The sequence below is a fragment of the Microbacterium dauci genome, assembly GCF_030065535.1.
GTDB lineage: Bacteria > Actinomycetota > Actinomycetes > Actinomycetales > Microbacteriaceae > Microbacterium > Microbacterium dauci.
The window spans coordinates 119,812-142,030 of record NZ_JASJND010000005.1; the positions used below are offsets into that span (position 1 = coordinate 119,812).

Consider the following 22,219-nt stretch of genomic DNA (forward strand, 5'->3'; position numbering starts at 1 on the left):
CCGGTATGAGTAGTGTTGCCGGCACAGCATCGGGCACGCCGTCGTGCCCGGGACACAGGAGCACTCATGCCGAAGTTCCCCTCGTCACGCGCCCTGGCGCCGTACCGCCGCGCCCTCGCCGCCGCGACCTCCGGCATCCTGCTCCTGAGTGCGCTCGCACTGACGGCCCCCGTCGCCGCAGCAGCCGACGCGCGCACATTCGCCCTCGTCGGCGACCTCCAGAGCGAACTCGGGTGTTCGGCCGATTGGCAACCCGACTGTGCCGCGACCGAGCTCACGTCGACCGACACGGCCGACGTGTTCGCCGCCGAGTTCGAGATCCCCGCAGGCTCATGGGAGTACAAAGTGGCCGTCGACGACGGCTGGGACGAGGGATACGGGCTTGACGGCGGGGGTGAGAACATTCCGCTCACCGTCGCGGGCCCGTCGACCGTGCGCGTGCTCTTCGACGACGTGCAGAAGCGCGTGGGGCTGGAGCTGCTGTCGGTCCGCGGCGATCACACCGCCGCAGATGACGCGCTCGTTGCCGAACCGGTCCGACAGGCGGGAGACGGCAAGCAGTTCTACTTCGTCATGACCGACCGATTCGCCAACGGTGACCCCGCGAACGACACCGGCGGGCTGACAGGCGACCGGCTCGTGACCGGGTTCGACCCGACGTCGACGGGCTTCTTCCAGGGCGGCGACATCGCGGGGCTCCGCGCGAACCTCGACTACATCAAGGGGCTCGGCACGACGGCCATCTGGCTCACGCCCAGCTTCATGAACAAGCCCGTTCAGGGGGAGGGCGAGAACATCAGCGCCGGGTACCACGGGTACTGGATCACCGACTTCACTCGCATCGACCCGCATCTGGGCACCAACGCCGAGCTCGAGGCGTTCATCGACGAGGCGCACGCCGAGGGCATCGACGTCTACTTCGACATCATCACGAACCACACCGCCGACGTGATCTCGTACGAAGAAGGCGAATACGCCTACATCGACCAGGCCACGAACCCGTACCGCGACGCGAACGGCGACACGTTCGACCCGGCGGACTACGCGGGAACCGACGACTTCCCCGAGCTCGACGCGGCGACGAGCTTCCCGTACACGCCCGTCATCGCCGAAGGCGAGCAGGACGTCAAGGTGCCCGCGTGGCTGAACGACCCCACGCTGTACCACAACCGCGGTGACTCGACCTGGACCGGCGAGTCCGTCACGTACGGCGACTTCTCGGGCCTCGACGACCTCATGACCGAGCACCCCGACGTCGTATCGGGCTTCGTCGAGGTGTACCAGGACTGGATCGACCTTGGCATCGACGGCTTCCGTATCGACACCGCGAAGCATGTGAACTTCGAGTTCTGGGAACAGTGGACCTCCGAGGTGCGGGAGTACGCGGCATCCGTCGGCAAAGACGACTTCTTCATGTTCGGTGAGGTCTACGACGCCGACCCGGCGCTGCTCGCACCCTATGTGCGCGACAGCGACATGAACTCGGTGCTCGACTTCGGGTTCCAGGCCGCGGCGACGAGCTTCGCCAAGGGCGGCAATGTGTCGACCCTCGCCCGGCTGTTCGAGGGGGACGACCGGTACACCACACCTGACTCGTCGGCGACGGCGCTTCCCACCTTCCTCGGCAATCACGACATGGGCCGCATCGGATACTTCTTGGACGGCGCGGACGATGCGTTGCAGCGCGACCGACTCGCCCACGATCTCATGTTCCTCTCGCGCGGCCAGCCGGTCGTCTACTACGGCGACGAGCAAGGGTTCGTCGGCGCCGGTGGCGACAAGGCCGCGCGGCAGTCGCTCTTCGGCACGCAGGTGCCTGAATACCGCGACCAGCAGCTGATCACCGGCGAGACCGTCGGCTCGGGCGACCGGTACGACACCGCCGCACCCGTGTACACGCATGTGGCCGAGCTGTCGCGGCTTCGCGCAGAGCACCCGGCGCTCGTGGACGGTGCGCAGATCGAGCGGTACGCCGCTGACGGCGTCTACGCTTTCTCCCGTGTCGACCGCGACGAGCGCACCGAGTACCTCGTGGCGTTGAACAACACCGCAGAGGCCCAGAGTGTCACGGTCCCGACGCTGACCGCCGATGCGGACTTCGTCCCGCTGTACGGCACCGATACCGAGCTGACGACGGATGCCGCGGCGACGGGCACCCTCGAAGTGCCCGCCCTCTCGGCGGTCGTCCTCCGCGCCGATCGTGAGGTCAGTGCCCCGACCGAGGCGGCGCCGCTGACCGTCGCGGCTCCCGTCGCCGGCGCCGGGGTGAAGGGCTCGACCGCAATCGGTGCCACGGCGGACGCCTCGTGGCGCGAGACGAGCTTCGCATGGCGGGTCGCCGGCTCCGACGAGTGGACGCCGCTCGGCACCGCCGAGGACACCACGCCGGGCGTCTTCGCCGACGTGCGCGGGCTCGCGGACGGGACGCTGCTGGAGTACCGGGCAGTGTCGACGGATGCCGCCGGTCAGCGCTCCGCGGCATCCACCTACGCCTCCGTCGGCAACCGGGTGAACCTCGTCGTCGAAGCGGAGCCCGAACAGCCCGAAGAGCCGACGGCCTACGACGCCGTGAGCATCCCCGGCAGCCTCAACACCGAGATGGGGTGCGGATCGGATTGGGCGCCGGACTGCGACCAGGCGCAGATGGCGCTCGTCGACGGGAAGTGGCGGCTCAGCGTCGACCTGGCCGCGGGCACCTACGAGTACAAGGTCGCGGCCGAGAAGAGCTGGGACGAGAACTACGGCGCGGATGGCGTGCCGAACGGTGCCAACATCGTCGTCACCCACCCCGGCGGCCCGATCACCTTCTTCTTCGACCCGCTGACGAAGCGGGTGCAGTCCTCGTCCGAAGGTCCGGTCGTTACCCTGGCGGGCTCGTTCCAGAGCGAGCTGGGCTGTGCGGCCGACTGGGCGCCCGATTGCCTCCGCGCGCTCATGTTCGACGGTGACCGCGACGGTGTCTACGAGTTCTCGACGAACGGTCTGCCGACCGGCTCGTACGAGGTGAAGGTCGCGCACGGCCTCAGCTGGGACGAGAACTACGGCGCCGACGGCGTGCGCGGCGGCGAGAACATCGCCTTCACGGCGACCGCGGGCAAGGCCGTCGTCTTCAGCTACGACTCAGAGACGCACGTGCTCGAGATCGAGGCCGCCGACCCGCCGCTCGCCGGCACGGGTGAAGCGCGGGCGCATTGGATCGACGCAGAGACGCTCGCGTGGCCCAGCGACCTGGGCGGTGCAGACGCCGGCGCGAGCTGGTCGCTCTACGGCTCCGCAGACGCACAGCTCGCGGTCACCGACGGGACGGTGACCGGCGGTGAGGCGATCGAGCTGTCGCCCGCCGACGGCGGCCTCACCGACGAGCAGCGCGAGCGCTTCCCCGCGCTGACGGAGTTCACCGCACTGCGACTCGAGGAGGTCGACCGGGATGCGGTGGCCGAGCTGCTGCGCGGACAGCTGCGCGTCGCCGAGCGCGACGCCGCCGGCGCACTGACTGCGTTCACGGGCGTCCAGATCCCCGGCGTGCTCGACGACCTCTACGCCGAGGAGGTGGCGGACGACGCCCTCGGCGTCTCGTTCTCAGGCAAGGGCGCCAAGACGAAGACGACCTTCCGCCTGTGGGCGCCGACCGCGCAGTCAGCGACCCTGCTGACGTGGGACGCCGGTGCCTCCGGCGATCCCGTCCGTCACGAGGCGTCGTTCGACGCGACATCCGGCACCTGGACCGCCGCGGGCGGGCGGGCGCTCATCGGCGACGAGTACCTCTGGGAGGTCGTCGTCTTCGCACCGAGCACCGATCAGATCGAGACGAACGTGGTGACCGATCCGGCATCCGTCGTACTGACCGAGAACTCGACGCGCTCCGTCGCGATCAGCCTCGCCGACAAGGCGTACATGCCGAAGCAGTGGCAGAAGGCCAAGCCGAAGGCGGTGGAACGGAACGTCGACCGCGCGATCTACGAGCTGCACATCCGCGACTTCTCCATCAGCGACGAGACCGTGCCCGAAGCCGAGCGGGGGACGTACGCCGCCTTCAGCCGGAAGAGTGCAGGAACGGCGCAGCTGCGACAGCTCGCCGAGGCGGGCATCAACACGGTGCACCTGCTGCCGTCGTTCGACATCGCGACGATCGAGGAGGATCGTGCGGCCCAGGCGACGCCCGACTGCGACCTCGCGGCGCTTCCGCCGGGCTCGAGCGAGCAGCAGGCCTGCATCGCCGAGGTCGCGGACACCGACGGGTTCAACTGGGGGTACGACCCGTTCCACTTCACGACCCCGGAAGGGTCGTACGCGCTCCAGCCCGACGGCGGTGCGCGGGTGGCGGAGTTCCGTGGGATGGTGGGTGCCCTGCACGGGATGGGTCTGCAGGTGGTCCTCGACCAGGTCTTCAACCACACCGCGGCATCCGGTCAGGACGGGAAGTCCGTCCTCGATCAGGTCGTCCCCGGCTATTACCACCGGCTTAACCTGGCCGGCGCAGTCGAGACCTCGACCTGCTGTCAGAACATCGCGACCGAGCACGAGGTCGCCGAGAAGCTCATGGTCGACTCGGTCGTCACATGGGCGCGCGACTACAAGGTCGACGGATTCCGGTTCGACCTGATGGGCCACCATTCGAAGGCCAACATGCTCGCCGTGCGCGAGGCGCTCGATGAACTGACCGTGAAGCAGGACGGCGTCGACGGATCGGCCGTGTACCTGTACGGCGAAGGCTGGAACTTCGGCGAGGTCGCCGACAACGCGCTGTTCGAACAGGCGACGCAGGGGCAGCTCGGCGGCACGGGCATCGCGACCTTCAACGACCGACTCCGCGACGCCGTGCACGGCGGCAGCCCCGTCGACAGCGGCTCGACGTTCCGTCAGGGCTACGGCACCGGACTCGGGACCGACCCCAACGGTGACCCGATCAACGGCTCGACCGACGAGGCGCTCGCCGACCTCGCCCGCCAGACCGACCTTGTGAAGCTCGGACTCATCGGCAACCTGCGCGATTACGAGCTGCCCACAGCCGACGGCTCGCTGAAGCCGGGCTCCGAACTCGACTACAACGGCCAGTCGGCCGGCTACGCCGACCAGCCTGACGAGGTGATCAACTACGTCGACGCGCACGACAACGAGACGCTGTACGACCTGTCCGTCCTCAAGCTCCCGGTCGAGACCTCGATGGCCGACCGGGTGCGGATGAACACGCTGTCGCTCGCCACCGTGACGCTGTCGCAGTCGCCGTCGTTCTGGCACGCGGGCACCGAGCTGCTGCGCTCGAAGTCGCTCGACCGCAACAGCTACAACTCCGGCGACTGGTTCAACCGGATCGACTGGACGGGGCAGGAGTCGACCTTCGGCTCCGGCCTGCCGCCTGCGGCCGACAACGAGGAGAAGTGGCCGATCATGGCGCCGCTCCTCGAGAACGCGGCGCTGAAGCCGACGGCCGACGACATCGCCGCGGCCGAGGCCTCCGCACTCGACCTGCTGCGGGTGCGCTCCGAGGTCGGGTTGCTGCGGCTCGGGTCCGCGGCGGCGATCTCCGAGAAGGTGTCGTTCCCGAAGAGCGGGCCGGACGCCGACCCGGGCGTCATCGTGATGCAGATCGACGACCTCGCAGGCGACACCGACGCCGACCGCGACCTCGACGGCGCGCTCGTCGTGTTCAACGCGTCTCCGGAGGCGACGACGCAGACGATCGACGATCTCGCCGGACGCGGGTTCGTGCTGACATCCGCACAGGCGAAGGGGTCCGACGCCGTCGTCAAGACGACGACGTGGGATGCCGCGACCGGCACCGTGACCGTGCCGGCCCGATCGGTCGCGGTCCTGGTCGATGCGGCGCCCGTTGCGACGGCGGTCGTCGCCGTGCCGACGCCGCCGGTCGCGAAGCATGGTGCGGCGGTGCGGATGACCGGCAAGGTGATCGCTGTCGACGGCAGCGCGCCGGTGGGTACGGTGACGGTGATGGAGGGATCGAAGACGCTCGCGAGCGCGGAGCTCCCGGCATCCGCGAAGGGGCGCATCGATCTGCCGCTCCCGAAGCTCAGCAAGGGCGTCCACGTCCTCCGCACGAGCTTCACCGGCGCGGAGGAACACGCCGATTCGCGGTCGCTCCTGCCGATTCCGCTCCTCGTCTACTGACGCGGCTCGGCGCCCGGAGAAGCCGCGGGCTGACAACTCCGCACGACGCGCGCAGGCGCCGCGACCGCGGTGCCGCGTCGGCGGCGTTCTCGTGGTATTCAAGATCCTGCGTCCCGACGACCTGCGCGCCGCTCAGGGGGAGGACGCCCGCAACCAGGGGGAAGAGATGGCTGCACGCACATTCGGGGGAACGCGCGCGACGCGGACCGTGGTCGCCGCGCTCGCGACGGCGGGACTCGTCGGCGCACTCACGGCGGCGCCGGCTTCGGCCGCGCCCGCAGAGCCGGAGCTGTTCTGCGATGTCGCAGGACAGGAACTCGCGATCTCTCCGATCGCAGACTTGCAGGACGGTGAGCAGGTGACGTGGCTCTCGACGATCAAGGGCACGACGCCGACCAGCTTCACCGGCGAGTACATCGGCAAGCTCGATAACGGCCTCGGACTCGACGCCGACGGGAATCCGCGCGATCTGCTGCTGGTCCGTCTCGACGGCGACCTCGTGAACGGGACGTCGTCCTCGCTCGCGACGGGCGTGTGGTCGGGTGCGTCGGGCTCTCCCGTCTATGACGAGGACGGCGCGCTCGTGGGCGCGGTCGCGTACGGCTTCAGCTTCCTGCCCGACAACGTCGCGGGAGTCACCCCGGCGGCGTACATGCGGTCGATGGGGCAGCTGCCCGAAGCGCGCACGCTCGCACCGTCGGCGCGCAAGCAGGCCGCGCGGATGGCCGACGAGCCCACGACCTCGAGCTCGAGCGCGATCCGCCGCCTCGAACCGGTCCGTGTCACGACCGGCGCCACGGCCGCCGAGCTCGACGACGCGACGCGTCTCATCGCCTCGCGCGTCGACGGATACCGCGGGGTGACCGCGAGTGGCCGCGCCACCGCGAGCGCCGTCACCGAGGGCGCCGACTTCCCCATCGTCGCGGGTGGGAACATCGCCGTCTCGTACGCGTATGGCGCCGTCGGCGAAGCGAGCGTCGGAACCGTCACCGCGGTGTGCGGCGACGAGGTCTTCGCGTACGGGCACCCGAACAACTGGAACTCCGACCTTTCCGCCAGCATCCACGGCGCTTCGGCGGCGCGCATCGTCCCCGACCTGACGGGGTCGTACAAGCTGATCAGCGCGATCGGCCGGGTGAAGGGCACGCTCGCCGACGACCGACTCGTCGGCATCCGAGGCGTGCTCGGCGACGGGCCCGAGGTGATTCGCGTGCAGTCCACGAGTCGCCTCGGGGCGAAGCGCAGCACGGTCGCCAGCTCCGTGTCCGAGGCGGAGCTGATCCCCGCTGTCGCGTACACGCAGGCCGCGAACGAGGCCGTCCGGATGCTGGACAACTTGCAGGTTGGCTCGGCGCGGGTGCGGTGGACGATCCGATTCGAGCGCGAGGACGGCACCGCGGGCGTCCTCGACAACGAGAACCGCTACGCGGACCGGTATGACTTCCCGTCGGCCGTCGGAATGAACATCGCGGACGACATCGCGATCCTCCAGTCCAACCCGTTCGAAGCGGTGAAGATCACCGCGGTGCAGATCGGAACGGTCTTCGAGGAAGGGTATCGAGCGGCCAGACTCGCAGGCATCCAGATGAAGAAGAACGGTGTCTGGTCGTCCATCGCGCAGGACGGCAAGCTCACGGCGACCCGGGGCAAGACGTATGCGTTCCGTGCCGTGTTCGCGCCGATCCGCGGCGCGGAGCGAGTCACCCGTTACCTCGAGTTCAAGGCCACCGTCCCGCGCACTGCGAAGCGGGGCCTGCGGGTCACGGTGTCGGTCCCCACGGTCGATGAGGAGAGCACCGTCGACCCGGAGATGCTGCAGAGCTTCGATGAACTGGTCGCCGCACTCGACGCCAATACGCGATCGGACGTCATCGAACGGACCCATGTCTCGACGTCGACGAAGGGTGTGCGGACGTCCCGGACAGCCACGCAGTCGGTACCCGTCGTGTTGGCGGACCCAGGCTCGATGGTCACCTTCGGGCTCTACGTCACGCCCGCGCGATGATCATGTGCGCCGCGTCGGCGACGAACGGGAAGGCCGCAGGATGAGCCGCGACCGCCCCGTCATCGTCGCCGGCGCGCGCACGCCGATCGGCCGGTTCGCCGGCGCGTTCCGCGACACCCCCGCCCATGAACTCGGCGCGCAGGCCGTCAGCGCGGCGCTCGCGCGTTCGGGCGTCGCGCCGTCGCGGGTGGGCGAGGTCGTCGTCGGGACCATCGGGCAGGTGGCATCCGACGCGTACATCGCACGTCGGATCGCGCTCGCGGCGGGACTCGACGAGGACACCCCCGCGTTCACCGTGAACCGCCTCTGCGGGTCGGGGCTGCAGTCGATCTGGTCGGCCGCGCAGGAGCTGCAGTGGGGCGGCATCGACGTCGTGGTCGCCGGCGGCGCCGAGAACATGACGCGGATGCCGTTCTACGACTTCGGGGCGCGGAGCGGGCCTGCGCTCGGACACCGCGCGCTGCTCGACGGCACGCTCGCGATGCTCACCGATCCGTTCACCGGCCGCCATATGGGCACGACCGCCGAGACGGTCGCCGAGCGGTTCGGCGTCTCGCGCGCCGACCAGGATGCGTACGCCCTCGAATCCCAGCGGCGGGCGTCGACGGATGCCGCGCGCGCGGCGTTCGCCGACGAGATCGTGGCCACGACGACCGGCGGCCGCCGGCCGGTCGAGGTCACGATCGACGAGCATCCGCGCCCCGACACCACGCTCGAGGCGCTCGCCGCGCTGCGGCCGGCGTTCGCCGAGGGTGGCACCGTGACGGCGGGCAACGCCTCGGGGATCAACGACGGCGCAGCGGCGGTCGTCGTGATGCGCGAGTCCGATGTCCGCGCGGAGGGTCTGCCGGCGCTCGCGACGATCGAGGCGGTCACGACGGCCGCGCTCGATCCCGCGATCATGGGGTACGCCCCGACGCTCGCGCTGCGGAAGCTGTTCGCGCAGACCGGACTCACCCCGGCCGACGTGTCGACCGTCGAGCTCAACGAGGCGTTCGCGTCGCAGGTGCTCGCCGTCATGCGCGACACCGGACTCGACCCGGCGCGCACGAACCCGTACGGCGGCGCGATCGCGCTCGGCCATCCGGTCGGCGCGACCGGCACGATCCTCACCGTCCGCGCGGCGTTGACGCTGCAGCGCACCGGCGGCGAGTTCGGGGTCGTGACGATGTGCATCGGCGGCGGCCAGGCGCTCGCCGCGCTCCTGCGACGCTGGGACGCCTGACGCGGCATCCGCTCTGCGGCACCGGTTCCCCGGCATCAAAGGGAACGGCCCCCTCACCCGTGTGGGCGAGGGGGCCATTCCGATCAGCGGGGCACATGCCTCCAGGGGGTTCAGGCCTCCTGGCGGCGGCGGCGCAGGACCAGCACCGTGCCGAGGGCGATGAGCAGCGCGGCGGCGGTGAGCAGCGTGACCATCGAGGCGATGTCGCCACCGGTGTTCGCGAGCTCGTCGTCGCCTGCGGCGGCGCCGTCCTCACCAGCAGCGTCGTCCGAACCCGAACCGTCGTCGTCACCGGTCGCGTCGTCGTCACCCGTGCCCGGGAGCGTGGGCTCCGGGGTGGGCTCTGGGTCGACCGACTCGTCGGCGAGTGCTGCGCGGCCGAGCTCGCCCGGGGCGACCTCGTCGTGTGCGGCGAAGTACGCGACCGTCGCGGCCAGGTCGACCTGGCCGGTGTCGGTGCGGTCGGTGCCCTCGGCGAACGTCGCGAAGCCGTCGCCACCGGCGGCGAGGAACGAGTTCGTGACGACCGTGAACTCGTCGTCCGCAGCGATCGCCTCGCCCTCGAACGTCATCGACGTGACGTCGCCACCACGACCGACCGTCTCACCGGGGAGCGGTGCGATCTCGGTGTACTCGTAGGCGAAGCCCTCCGAGACGCCCAGGTGCAGCTTCGGGCGCTCGCCCTCGGCCTTCCACTGCTGCTCGAGGATCTCCTCGATCTGCGCACCGGTGAGGGTGACCGTCACAAGCGTGTTCGCGAACGGCTGCACCTCGGCGACCTGCTTGTAGGTCACGGTGCCGTCGGTGCCGAACAGCAGGTCGGCGCGCAGGCCACCCGGGTTCATGAGCGCGATCTGTGCCGGGGTGCCGGCGTAGGCGTCGTTCGAGGTGGCCCAGAGGTACCAGTCCGCCACGGCGTTGCCGAGCGTCGACTCGACACCGCGGTCGCTGCCGGGGGTGGCGCCACCGCGGAGGATGTCGGCGCTGATGGTGCCGACGGGCACCGCGCCCTCTTCCTCGGCGACGGCGACAGCGTCGGCGACGATCTCAGCGACCTCCGCGTCGGCTTCGTATCCCTTGTCGGCGAGGGTGAAGGTGCTGCCCTCGATGCTCAGCAGCGACTTCGAGGCGCGGTCGACCTGCAGCTGCAGCTCGCCCATCGCCTTGCCGTACTCGGCGGCCTGGATCACCGGACGGGTGTCGTCGGTGCCCTCGACGGGAATCTCGCACGCGTACGTCTGGTGCGTGTGCGCCGAGACGATCGCGTCGATCGACGCGTCCGCGCCGCGGGCGAGGTCACCGAAGTCCGAGGGGTCGGATGCCACGGTGGCGCACTGGTTCGACGTGGCGGTGCCCGAGTGGGTCAGCAGCACGACGACGTCGGCGAGGTCGCCGTCTTCGATCGTCTTGGCGGCCCGGTTCGCAGCTTCGAGCTGGTCGCCGAACTCGATGTCGGCGATGCCGTCGGGTGCGACCATCGTGGCCGTGTCGGTGGTCACGGTGCCGATGAACGCGACGCGCACGCCGTCGACCGTCTTGACCGTGTACTCGGGGAGCACGGGGGTCTTCGTGCCCTTGGCGTAGACGTTCGCTCCGAGGGCGAAGTCCGTGCCGCCGAAGCGGGGGATCACCCGGTCGCGGAGGTCGGCCCAGCCGCCGTCGAATTCGTGGTTGCCCACGGCCGAGACGTCGAGGCCCGCGGCGACGAGCGCGTCGATCGAGGGGTTGTCCTGCTGGATGAACGACGTGAACGTCGACGCGCCGATGTTGTCACCGGCCGATACGAACAGGGTGTTCGGGTTCTCGGCCTTCGCAGCGTTCACTGCGCCGGCGATGCGGGCGGCGCCCGCTTCGTCGCCCGCATCCGTGCTCGGGAGGTCGTCATCGTTCAACGCCGACTCGAGGCGACCGTGGAAGTCGTTGATCGTCAGGATGTCGATGTCGATCGGGTCGAGGAAGTCGGTCACCTCGAAGACGGTGGTCGTGCCCGACACCTCGTTGCCGACGGCGAGCAGCGGCGAACCGTTCGGGGAGTCGGCGGCGTCGATGAACGCGATGCTCTCGGGGCCGAGGTCGCCGGCGGCGGCGAGGTCGCCACCGTCTTCGACCGACTCCGAGAAGTCCCGGTTGTTGACGTACGTGACGAACGTCGGCGCGGTCGGGTCGGTCACGTCGTACGCGGCGACACCGCCGACGCGCTCGAAGCCGACGAACGCGTAGGTGCGTCCGCTGAGCTCGCCGATGACGACGGTCTCGGGCTCGGGGCCCTTGTCTTCACTCCGGCCCTCGAGGTTCGACTCGGAGTGGTTCGAGTTGAAGAACTCGGGCGCTGCGGCCGCGGTGATCTCCTCGAAGCTCGAGCCCGAGTCCCAGACGAGCTCGCCGTCGGTGGTCCAGATCGAGAACGAGCGGGCGCCGAAGGCGTAGAGCTCGTCGTAGCAGCCGTCGCCCTCGTTGAAGCCGTTCTCGGTGGTCACGTTCAGACGGCCGAGGTCCTCGTCGCCGAGGAAGTCGGCGAGCGGGCTGGTGGCGCAGACGGGGCCGTAGCCGTCGTCGGCAATGTTCTTCGCACGCGTGCCCTCGACGTAGGTGCCCCACTCGCGGGCGTCGCCTTCGTTCGCGGTGACCAGGTACGTGGTGTCACCGGCGGTGTACGAGTCGATGGCGTCGGGCATGTAGATGCCCTTGAGGCCCTCGTACGTGCGGAGCTCGACCGTGTCGTCGCGGTCGCTCGGGTCGAGGGCGTTCTCCTCGAGCCCGTGGTCCTTGAACCCGAGCGGGTGGACATCGGTGACCGTCGCGGTGACGAGGTCGACGACCGCGATCGCGTTCGCTTCCTGCAGCGTGACGTAGGCCGTGGTGCCGACCGTGGTGATGTACTCGGGCTCGAGATTGCGGCTCACCGGGTTGTCGGCGCCGTGCGGGGTCGGACCGAAGACGCGGACGTCCTCGTGGAGGGCGCCGGGCGCCTCGAAGGCGTGGAAGTCGGCGGTGCGGACGGCGCTCGTCGCCGGTGCCGTCTTCGTGTCGGGTAGCGCGACGACGGCGACCGAACCCTCGGGGTCGATGCTGAAGTCGTCCGCGGGCTCGCCCTCGTTCGCGACGGCCGCGTAGGCACCGTCGGCCGAGATCGTGACCATGTCGGGCAGCGGACCGACCGGCACGGTGCCGAGCGTGGCGTCGGCTGCGGCCGTGGCATCCGCGTCGAAGAACACCAGGTGGCCGTCGTCGGTCTTGGTGGGAGCCTCGATCGCGATGACGCCGAGGCCGTCCTCGCGGATCGCGACCGAGTTCGCGACGCCGTCTGCGGCGATCGAGAAGAGCTTGACGGGCTTCGTCGGGTCGCTGTTGTCGAGCACGTCGACGACGCCGGCCTGCGCGTTCACGACGAAGAGGCGGTTCTTGTACGCCTGCACGATCTCGGCGGCGGACTCGTCGAAGATCCCGGTCTCGTAGGTGCCGATCGGGGTCAGTTCGAGCGCCGGAACGGCGGCCGAGGTGGTCGGGCGGTCGGTCACGAGCGCCGCGGTGGCGGGTGTCGTGACGACTGCGAGCGTGCAGGTCAATGCCGCAGCCGTGCCGAGGGCGACGGAGCGACGGAAAGCGTGCGAAGGCATCGGATTCCTCATGGTCGGGATGGGCGCGAGGTGCGCCCCTCCGTCCTATCGACGCGGGATGACGGGCACCTGCCTCTGAGTGGACGCCAGGTGAACGGTCGGTGGACGGACGCCCGGCCTGGCGTGTCCATCGGTGCTGGGCGCGAGGACCGGACGTCTGCGAGCATGGGGCGATGAGCGAGTACGAGACCATCCTCACCAGCACGCAGGGCCGCGTCGGCTGGATCACCCTCAACCGTCCCGAGGCGCTCAACGCGCTGAACACGCAGGTGATGCGCGATGTGGTGGATGCAGCGGAGGCCTTCGACGCCGACCAGGGGATCGGTGCAATCGTCGTGACCGGCAGCGAGCGTGCGTTCGCGGCCGGCGCCGACATCAAGGAGATGGAGGCGCTGACCGGCACCCAGATGTTGCTTGAGGGGCACTTCGCGCCGTGGTCCCGGTTCGCGGGGGTGCGGACCCCGGTGATCGCGGCGGTCGCCGGCTACGCGCTCGGCGGCGGATGCGAGCTTGCGATGATGTGCGACGTGATCCTCGCGGCGGACACCGCGAAGTTCGGGCAGCCCGAGATCAACCTGGGCGTCATTCCGGGGATGGGTGGCACGCAGCGCCTGACACGCGCGATCGGCTCGTACAAAGCCGCGGAGCTGATCCTGACCGGGCGCCAGATCGGCGCGGAGGAGGCGGACCGGATCGGCCTCGTGTCTCGGGTGGTCGCGGCCGCGGAGCTGCTCGACGAGGCGCAGCGGACGGCCGAGACGATCGCGTCGAAGTCGCTGCCGTCGCTGTACGCGGCGACCGCGGCGCTCGACGTCGCGCGGGAGTCGACGCTTGCGGAGGGGCTGCGGTTCGAGCAGCACGCCTTCGCCGCGCTGTTCGACACCGACGACCAGAAGGAGGGCATGGCCGCGTTCCGCGAGAAGCGCGCCGCCGCCTTCCGCCACCGCTGACCCGCTCGGGGCGCGTCGGGCGCACGCCCGCCTGGCGTGGCTGGTCAGAACGGCGGGAGTGCGAGGTCGGCAGGGGTGAACGCGACGGCCGGTACCGGGGCGTCTTCTCTGTAGATCCTGCCGAGGGGTGAGGTCCATTCGAGGACACCACCCTTGAGTTGTCGCACTCTCCAGCAGGTGAAGTGCTTCATCGAATGATGCCGTTGACACAGGTGGCAGAGGTTGCAGACGTGGGTCTTCCCGCCGAGCGCGTGATCTTCGTTGTGATCGACGTCGCAGCGGACCGCCGCTTGTCGGCAGCCGGGGAACCTGCAGTGCTGATCGCGAGCCTGGAGGTAGCGGCGCATCTTCTCGGGGACCCGGTACGAGTCCACCGCGAGGACCGCCCCGGTGACCGGGTGGGTGACGAGTCGTTCCCACTGGCTGTTCCCTGCCGCCAACTCGCGGGCAGTCGCGGCGTCGATGGGGGAGCGTCCGACGAGATCACACGCGTCGTGGTCGTCCCCCGCGAGGGCGTGCGCGGGGATGACGACCTGGATGCGCGCCCGGATCTTCCCGAGCGGTCCGGCGCTGGTGTCCTTCGTGTCGTCGAGCGCGGGCGTGCCTGCGAGGACCAGGTCTGCGAGCAGATCGGCGCGGACCTGGTCCATGCTGCGCGCGTCGGTTGACACGATCTCGGCGTCACCAAGAGCCGCGCGCTCGCCCCGGGTGTCGATGATCGCGCGTCCCATCCGGGTGAGCCGATCGTGCATGCCCTCGACGATCGCGGTCGGCATCTTCGCGATCAGCTCGGACATCCCGTCGCTACCGGGCACGATTCTGACGCACCGCCCGGCCGCGGCTTGCTCGTGCCGCTCTGCGAACGACCGCGGGTGCAGGTGCTGCGCGAGCATCTCGAGCGCTGGCCGGACCCGGTTGGGGGTGTCGCGTTCGCACTTCGGGATTGCGGCGACTGCGAACTGACCGCGCAGTTCGGGTGGGAGCACGCTCCCTGCGGCGATGATCGTGAGGACATGCCCGCGCACGATGCGGCCGGCCTCCCAGGCGGCCAAAGCGGTCGGATAGTCCTCGACGATCGTCCTCGCCTCATCGATCCGGCGTTGCATCGTGCGGTCGGCGACCCGCATGATCCCGGCGAGTTCGGCGGAGATCGACCGGAGCGCCATGTCTTGTTCGCGGACCTTCGCGGGTGAACCGGCCGCCGTCTTCTCCGCGAGGGCGGCCGCGGCGGCGAGGAGTCGGACCTCCGCGATCTGCGCTTCCGCCGCCCGCGCGAGCACCCCTTCAGCCCCGTGCGCGAGCCCGGCGAGGGACGCCGTGAAGGCGTCCGATCCGGGAGTCTCTGCGGGGCTGGTCATACATCCATTCTGGTGAGGGGTTCCGACATTGAGAGGCCCGATTCCAGCGAATCAACCCCAGATCAAGATGAGAAAAACTTCATTCTCCGACCTCAGTGAACACCCTCGTCTCAGCCGGGCCCGCAGGGCCGCAGATCTCACATGAACGCCCGCACCGGCGGAGGGTCTGGTTCGATGGAACCGTGGCAGAGGACGACCCGGAGGCGATCGACGAGCAGCCGCCGACTCGACCCGTCGAGGTGACCGCCCGGTTCGCGGCATCCGTCGACGGACTCGACCTCGACGCCAGCCAGCGCGTGGCGGTCGCCGCGATCGCCCGAGACGATCGTCCGAGCCTGTACCTCCACGGGCCCGTCGGCCGGGGCAAGTCGATGCTCGCCGAGCGGTACCTCGCCGCGTTCGGCGAGGACACCCGCCGACTTCACCTGCACGAACTGTTCCGGATGCTGCAGGCCGAGCTCGCCCGCGATTGGAAGGCGCCCGCGGTGATGCTGCGGCGCATGCTCGGTGGCATCCGCGTCGTGCTTGTGGACGAGTTCCACGTGCACGACCTCGCCGACGCGCTGTACCTTTCGGCGCTGCTGGAGGTCGCGGCCGAGGACGGCATCACGGTCATCGCGACGAGCAACTACGCACCGGCCGACCTCCTGCCAGCTCCTGGCCTGCACGACCGGTTCCTCCCGGCGATCGAGCACATCGCCGAGACGTTCGCGGTCGTCGATCTCGGTGACGGCCCGGACCACCGTTCTGCCGGCGACACCGCCAGGCCGCGCTTCGCCTCCGGGGCCTGGCACCCGTCCCCGCCCACCTCGGCAGCGACCATCGAGCTCGTCCTCGCCGACATCCCCGTCCAGGTTCGCCGCATCGACGGTGCACACGTCGAGGCGGACTTCGCCGCGCTCTGCGTCGCCGAGGTCGGCGTGCGACAGTTCCAGGCGCTCGCCGACCGGTTCGACGCGCTCACCCTGCACGCCGTGCCCGACCTCGCCACCGTCCGGCGCGAGCCGCTCATGCGCTTCACGACGCTCGTCGACGTGCTCCACGACCACGACGTCCGCCTCGTCGTCCACGCCGCTGCGTCGTTTGCGCGGCTGACCGACGCGGCGGACGTGCCCGTCGATGCCGCCAGAACGCTGAGTCGACTGGGAACACAGGGTCGACTCGCGTCGCTCCAGGCGGCATCCGAGGACGGAAACGTAGACTCGACGTCGATGTCGAGGAGGAGTCAATGAAGATCGTCGTCCTGGTGAAAGAGGTGCCGGACACGTACGGCGACCGCGTGCTCGACCTCGAGACGGGGCTCGCGGATCGCGGTGCGTCCGAGCGGGTGCTCGACGAGATCGGCGAACGCGCCCTCGAGGTCGCGTTGACGTACGCCGAAGCGAACGAGGGCACCGAGGTCGTCGTCATGTCGATGGCGTCGGATGCCGCGGCCACGTCGGTCCGCAAGGGATTGGCCATGGGGGCGGCATCCGCCGTCCACGTCGTCGACGACGCGCTCGCCGGCGCCGACCTGGGTGTCACCGCCCGAGTGCTCGCAGCGGCCCTGCGCCGCACCGGCTACGACCTCGTCATCACCGGCAACCTGTCGACCGACGGATCGGGCGGCGTGCTGCCCGCGATGCTCGCCGAACACCTCGGCGTCCCGCACGCGACCGCGCTCGCCGCCGTCGAGATCACCGGCGAGCAGATCTCGGGGACGCGCGCGACCGAGGTCGGCACCGCGACCGTCGAGGCGCCCTTGCCCGCCGTGATCTCGATCACCGAGGCGCTCCCCGACGCGCGGTTCCCGAACTTCAAGGGGATCATGGCGGCGAAGAAGAAGCCGTTCGAGACCCTCTCGCTCGCCGACCTCGAGGTCGACGTCGACCCGTCCGCTGCGCCGCAGACGATCATGACGACCGTCGCCGCGAAACCGCCACGCACCGCGGGCGTGAAGATCACCGACGAGGGCGACGCGGGCGACCAGCTCGCCGCGTACCTGCTCGAGAACAGGCTGGTGTGACATGACCGACTTCACCGAAGACGCGATCCTCGTCTGGCTCGACGTGACGCCCGACGGTGCGCTCGAGAAGGCTGCCGCCGGACTCCTCGGCGCCGCCGCCCAGGTCGGCACGCCCGTCGCGCTCGTCGTGACCGACGCCGATGTCGCAGCGGATGCCGCCGCCCTCGGCGCCGCGGTCGTGCTCACCGCTGCGCCCGGCGAGGGGCTCACCGTGCCGGTCGTCGACGCCGTGGCATCCGCAATCGACCTCGTGCAGCCCGACGCCGTGCTCGTGTCGAACTCCATCGAGGGGCGAGACGTCGCCGGGCGCCTCGCCGCCCGCCGTTCGCTCGCCCTGTCGGTCGACGCCGTCGGGGTCGCCCGCGACGAGGACGGCGTGCTTGCGCAGCATTCCGTCTACGGCGGCGCGTACACGGTGACGTCGGCACCGACGTTCGGCGTACCCGTCATCACCGTGCGGCAGGGCTCGATCGACGCGCGCGCCGAGGCGCGGCCGCTCGAGGTCGTGGCGCTGGAGGTCGCGGCATCCGGAGCCCCGGCGGCGACCGTCTCGGGCGTCGATGCCGTCGTCGCGACGTCGACCCGTCCGGAGCTCCGCGGCGCCGCGAAGGTCGTCTCGGGCGGCCGTGGACTGGGGTCGGGGGAGCGGTTCGCGCTCGTCGAGCAGCTCGCCGACGTGCTCGGTGCCGCGGTCGGCGCATCGCGTGCCGCGGTGGATGCCGGGTACGTGCCGTACTCGTATCAGGTCGGCCAGACCGGCGTCTCGGTGTCGCCGCAGCTGTACATCGCACTCGGGATCTCGGGCGCGATCCAGCACAAGGCGGGCATGCAGACGGCGAAGACCATCGTCGCGGTGAACAAAGATGGAGATGCACCGATCTTCGACATCGCCGACTTCGGCGTCGTGGGAGACGTGTTCACCGTGGTGCCGCAGCTGATCGCGGCCCTCGAGGCAGCGAAGAAGTAGGAGCGGCATGGGAACGGACGCGCGACACGTGCGCCGGGGACTTCCCCGCGTGCCCGGCGGCGAGCCCTGGCCGCCCGCGGGGGATGCTGCCGACCCGGTTCAGGTGGCAGCAGATGCCGCTTCCGCGGGCTCGACGCGACACGACCTGCCACCTGAAGGCGGTGCCGCGGCTGCGGCATCCGCTTCGGGTGAGGTCGAGGCGTCGGCTCCGGGGGCGCCAGACGCTGCTCCGGGGGCGCCAGACGCCGCTCCGGGGGCGCCCGACGCTGCTTCGGCGGTGGCCGAGGCGCAGGATGCGCCCCTCGAGGGTGCGCACTTCCGCCGCGGGCTGCCCCGCACCGCGGGCGGCGAGGCCTGGCCGCCCGCCGACACGATGCCGGTGGGTGCTTCCCCCGAAGCGGATGCCGCGCCGAGCACGCCCGCTCAGGTGGCAGCAGTTGTCGCTTCGGACCCGGCAGAGCGACAAGAAGTGCCACCTGAAGCCGCTCGAGCGGCTGCCGCGCCCGCAGCAGCCGCCTCCGCGGCATCCGCTCCTCGCGAACCGCTCACCGAGCGCCGCCTCGCGCACCAGGGTGTTGCGCGTCGTCCGGTGCCGCGGCCCGAGCCCGCGCGCCGCGGCCCGTTCACGACCGCGCAGTGGGTCGGCATCGTCGTGGTCGGTGGCGGCGCGCTGCTCTACGCGGCGGCGATGGCGGTCGTCGCGGTGCGCTGGATCCTGAGCCTCGAGCCGATGCAGGACTTCCTCGTCACCTACCCCGGCGAGTACCACCTGCCCGAGGGTGCGCCGGTCGGCTTCCCGGCGTGGCTGAACTGGTCGCACTTCCTCAACGCGTTCTTCATGGTGCTGATCATCCGCACCGGGTTGCAGGTCCGGAGCGAGAAGCGGCCCTCGGCGTTCTGGATCTCGAAGAAGCATCGCAAGCGCAAGATGAGCCTCACGCTCTGGTTCCACCAGGCGCTCGACGTCCTGTGGCTCGTGAACGGCCTCGTGTTCGTGGTGCTGCTGTTCGCCACTGGCCAGTGGATGCGCATCGTGCCGACGAGCTGGGAGGTGTTCCCCAACGCGCTGTCGGCCGCGCTGCAGTACGTGTCGCTCGACTGGCCGACCGAGAACGGCTGGGTGAACTACAACTCGTTGCAGCAGCTCGCGTACTTCACGACCGTGTTCGTCGCGGCGCCGCTCGCCGCGATCACCGGCTACCGCATGAGCGCGGTGTGGCCGAAGCAGGCGACGAAGCTGAACGAGCTGTACCCGGTCGAGTGGGCGCGCAAGGCCCACTTCCCCGTGATGCTGTACTTCGTCGTGTTCATCGTCATCCACGTCGCACTCGTGTTCGCGACCGGGGCGCTGCGGAACCTGAACCACATGTACGCCGCGCAAGGATCGGTCGATCCCGACGCGTACGCGGCGAACTGGACCGGGTTCTGGCTCTTCGCACTGTCGCTCGCCGCGATCGTCGCGGCGTTCATCGCGGCCCGACCCATCGTGGTCGCCCCGATCGCCAAGCTCTTCGGCAACGTCAGCGGCCGCTGAACCGCGGCATCCGTTCGACAAAAGGGGGACGGCGCGACACCCGAGTCGGGATGCCGCGCCGTCCTGGTCGTCTCGCGCGTCAGCGCACGAAACGGACTTCCGTCAGCGTTTCGCCGAGGAAGGGCTCGGTGTGGGTCTCGCCGTCGAGGGCGAAGCCGTTGCGGGTGTAGAAGCGGTGCGCACGGGGGTTGTCTTCGGCGACCCACAGGTACAGCTCCGACTCGTCGTCGGGGATGACCGCGTCGAACAGGCGCTGGCCGATGCCGGTGCCGTGCCACGCGTCGAGCAGGTAGATGAAGTACAGCTCGCGGCGGCGGGGGGCGTCGTCCTCGCGGGCGGGGCCCGAGCCGGCGAAGCCCACGATCTCTCCGTCGACGAGCGCGGCGACCATGTGGTGGTCGGGTCCCTGCTGCGACCAGTGGGTCCACAGCTCGGCGAGGCGTTTGGCGGACACGCTCTCGAGCGCCGCCCTGCTGATCAGGTGGTCGTAGGTCTCGTGCCAGCACGTGGCGTGCACGCGGCCGAGAGCCTCCGCGTCCACATCGCGAACGGGACGGACGACGATGTCGGTCTGGAGTTCGGCTTCCATGGGCAGACTCTACGCACGGCCTCGCAGGATCGTGAAATCGGTGCAGATGCCACCGTGCGCGGCATCCGCCACTGTCGAACTTCCACAACGGATTCGCCGGTCCGTGGTGGGGGCGGACTAGGCTCGCGGCTCGTGAACGTATGGTGGCGGACCCTGCTGACTCTGATGCGCGCCCGGGTTCTCTACCGCCGGCGCGGTGCACTGGCACCTGACACGGTGGGGCGCATCCGACTGCGGACGCTGCCGACCGACATCGATCTGCTCGGGCACATGAACAACGGTCGCTACGCATCGCTGTTCGACCTCGGCCGGTTCGACCTGCTGGTGCGGACCGGTATCTGGCAGGCGATGAGCGAGCGCGGCTGGTACGGGGTCGTTGCGAGTGAGTCGGTGACGTTCCGCAAGTCGCTGCAGCTCTGGCAGCGCTTCACGGTCGAGACGCGCATCATCGGGCACGACGACAAGGCGGTCTATCAGATGCACCGCGCGGTCGTCCGCGGTGAGGTCTACGCCGAGATGGTGCTGCGGGTGCGGTTCCTGCGACGTGGTGGCGGCATCGTTCCGATCGAGGAGCTGTTCGAGGCGCTGCATCGCCCCGACACCCTCGCGCCGCTCCCGCAATGGATCAACGATTGGGCGGCCGGCGCGGCGCTGCCGTCGACGCGCGTCCCGGCGCCGAGCGTCTGGCCGTAGGCGGTCGCGGCCTCCTCTGTCCCGTGATGGCGGGATGTCCCGCGCGCCTACAAAGAAACAATTTATCTTTCTGGTGCGCAGCGCTCCGGGATCGCCAGCATGAGAACTGCGCTGCTGGGGAGCGCGCCCGCGGACGAATCGTTCCAGTTCGGCTGAGCCGACGAGTCCGTGTGAAAGACACACCAGGGGGAGTGTCGCCCCGGAGCCGAAGGTCCCGAGCCTTCCGCTCCGGGGCTTTCCTTTTGCCCGAGCGCGGATGCCGCGCCGACCGGTACTCGGTTCAGTCGCCGCCCGGCGCGGGCGTGTCCTGCACCATGAACCCGAACACGAGTGCGCGGACTGAGAGTCCGAGGAGCGTCCACTCGCCGGTGGGCAACCCGTCGGCGCCGTCGAGGCGGTAGGTCGGGTGCTCGAGCCCTTCGAGCGCGCGGATCGCGAACCCTTCGGCGATCGCGGCGAGCGCTTCCGAGAAGTCCTCGAGCGTGAGCCCCGCGCGCATGCGCATGCCGTACGCGTCCATGAGTCGCTGGTACAGGTCCGAGAAGGCGGCGACCGACTCGCGGTGGCGTTCGTGACTCGCCTCGGTGAGTTCGGGCCACGTGTCTGCAGTCGTCCGCAGGGCGAGCGCGATGAGGAACGACTGCGCGTCGAGCAGGTCGGTGGGGTCGGACATGTCGAGGTTCGCGGTGCGCACGTGTGCGAGCGCGGCGGCGTTGATGACGTCTTCGCCCGACGCGCCCGATTCGATCAGGTCGACGATCGCGGCCTGCATCGTGTCGGCGGGGCCGACCACTCGCATCCGCATCATCGCGACGGCGAGGTCGCGGTGGTAATCGGACTGGTCCGCCCACAGTCGATAGGCGGCGCCCGTGGTGAGACCGGTCCGGCGCAGCACGTCCTGCAGGCGGATGTGCTGCACGCCGGCGCTCATCCCGCGCTCGAGCAGCATCTGCATGCCCGCGCGCAGCAGCAGCGCCTTCGTCTGTTCCCCAGTTCGTCGCCCCATATGAGGCATCCTGTCACCGTTCTCGAACGCACGGGAGCGCAATCGAGGGTGCCGTGGCAGGATGAAACCGGCGTGCCCGGGTCGTCGGTTCGATGAGCTCCGCCGGGCCTCTGGACAGCGTCCGCCGCCCTTCGTCTCGAGGAG

General features: G+C 70.0%; 13 protein-coding genes. 9 read left to right on the forward strand and 4 right to left on the reverse strand.

Going from position 1 to position 22,219, the window contains the following annotated elements; all coding sequences use genetic code 11:
* The first annotated feature begins 66 nt into the window (after positions 1-66).
* The 3 genes from pulA (at position 67) to QNI14_RS07800 (ending at position 9,356) form a co-directional block, all read left to right on the forward strand.
* Positions 67-6,126, forward strand: coding sequence for a pullulanase-type alpha-1,6-glucosidase (gene pulA / locus QNI14_RS07790; RefSeq protein ID WP_283715964.1), 6,060 nt, complete (start codon positions 67-69; stop codon positions 6,124-6,126).
* Between the two features lie 91 nt (positions 6,127-6,217).
* Positions 6,218-8,131, forward strand: coding sequence for a hypothetical protein (locus QNI14_RS07795; RefSeq protein ID WP_283715965.1), 1,914 nt, complete (start codon positions 6,218-6,220; stop codon positions 8,129-8,131).
* A gap of 40 nt (positions 8,132-8,171) precedes the next feature.
* Positions 8,172-9,356, forward strand: a complete 1,185-nt coding sequence (locus tag QNI14_RS07800) for a thiolase family protein (protein ID WP_283715966.1) — start codon at positions 8,172-8,174, stop codon at positions 9,354-9,356.
* 110 nt (positions 9,357-9,466) lie between these two features.
* On the opposite strand, the gene QNI14_RS07805 is transcribed toward QNI14_RS07800, so the two are convergent.
* Entirely contained in the window at positions 9,467-12,973 is a 3,507-nt protein-coding gene (locus QNI14_RS07805) for a choice-of-anchor I family protein (RefSeq protein WP_283715967.1), read from the reverse strand.
* A 173-nt stretch (positions 12,974-13,146) separates the two neighbouring features.
* On the opposite strand from QNI14_RS07805, the gene QNI14_RS07810 reads away from it, so the two are divergent.
* A complete protein-coding gene (locus QNI14_RS07810) occupies positions 13,147-13,923 on the forward strand; it encodes an enoyl-CoA hydratase-related protein (protein ID WP_283715968.1) in 777 nt (258 codons plus the stop codon).
* A gap of 44 nt (positions 13,924-13,967) precedes the next feature.
* Here the strand turns inward: QNI14_RS07810 and QNI14_RS07815 are convergent, their stop codons facing one another.
* The gene (locus QNI14_RS07815) at positions 13,968-15,281 is read right to left on the reverse strand and encodes an HNH endonuclease (protein WP_283715969.1); all 1,314 of its coding nucleotides are present in this window, start codon (positions 15,279-15,281) and stop codon (positions 13,968-13,970) included.
* A gap of 182 nt (positions 15,282-15,463) precedes the next feature.
* Between QNI14_RS07815 and zapE the strand changes: the two genes are divergently transcribed.
* From zapE to QNI14_RS07835, 4 genes are read left to right on the forward strand one after another with little or no spacing between them, the layout of a single operon-like run.
* Entirely contained in the window at positions 15,464-16,513 is a 1,050-nt protein-coding gene (gene zapE, locus QNI14_RS07820) for a cell division protein ZapE (protein ID WP_283715970.1), read from the forward strand.
* Positions 16,510-17,286, forward strand: coding sequence for an electron transfer flavoprotein subunit beta/FixA family protein (locus tag QNI14_RS07825; protein ID WP_283715971.1), 777 nt, complete (start codon positions 16,510-16,512; stop codon positions 17,284-17,286). The genes zapE and QNI14_RS07825 overlap by 4 nt, the downstream gene beginning before the upstream one ends.
* A 1-nt stretch (position 17,287) precedes the next feature.
* Positions 17,288-18,253, forward strand: coding sequence for an electron transfer flavoprotein subunit alpha/FixB family protein (locus tag QNI14_RS07830; protein WP_283715972.1), 966 nt, complete (start codon positions 17,288-17,290; stop codon positions 18,251-18,253).
* Positions 18,254-18,260: 7 nt separating this feature from the next.
* Complete coding sequence (locus QNI14_RS07835; protein WP_283715973.1) at positions 18,261-19,787, forward strand: cytochrome b/b6 domain-containing protein; 1,527 nt, start codon at positions 18,261-18,263, stop codon at positions 19,785-19,787.
* 79 nt (positions 19,788-19,866) lie between these two features.
* Here QNI14_RS07835 and QNI14_RS07840 read toward each other — a convergent pair whose 3' ends face one another.
* Positions 19,867-20,376 (reverse strand): GNAT family N-acetyltransferase, encoded by a 510-nt coding sequence (locus QNI14_RS07840; RefSeq protein WP_283715974.1) that lies wholly within the window; start codon positions 20,374-20,376, stop codon positions 19,867-19,869.
* Between the two features lie 132 nt (positions 20,377-20,508).
* On the opposite strand from QNI14_RS07840, the gene QNI14_RS07845 reads away from it, so the two are divergent.
* Positions 20,509-21,069, forward strand: coding sequence for an acyl-CoA thioesterase (locus tag QNI14_RS07845; protein ID WP_283715975.1), 561 nt, complete (start codon positions 20,509-20,511; stop codon positions 21,067-21,069).
* A 280-nt stretch (positions 21,070-21,349) separates the two neighbouring features.
* On the opposite strand, the gene QNI14_RS07850 is transcribed toward QNI14_RS07845, so the two are convergent.
* A complete protein-coding gene (locus QNI14_RS07850) occupies positions 21,350-22,075 on the reverse strand; it encodes a hypothetical protein (protein ID WP_283715976.1) in 726 nt (241 codons plus the stop codon).
* Between the last annotated feature and the right edge of the window lie 144 nt (positions 22,076-22,219).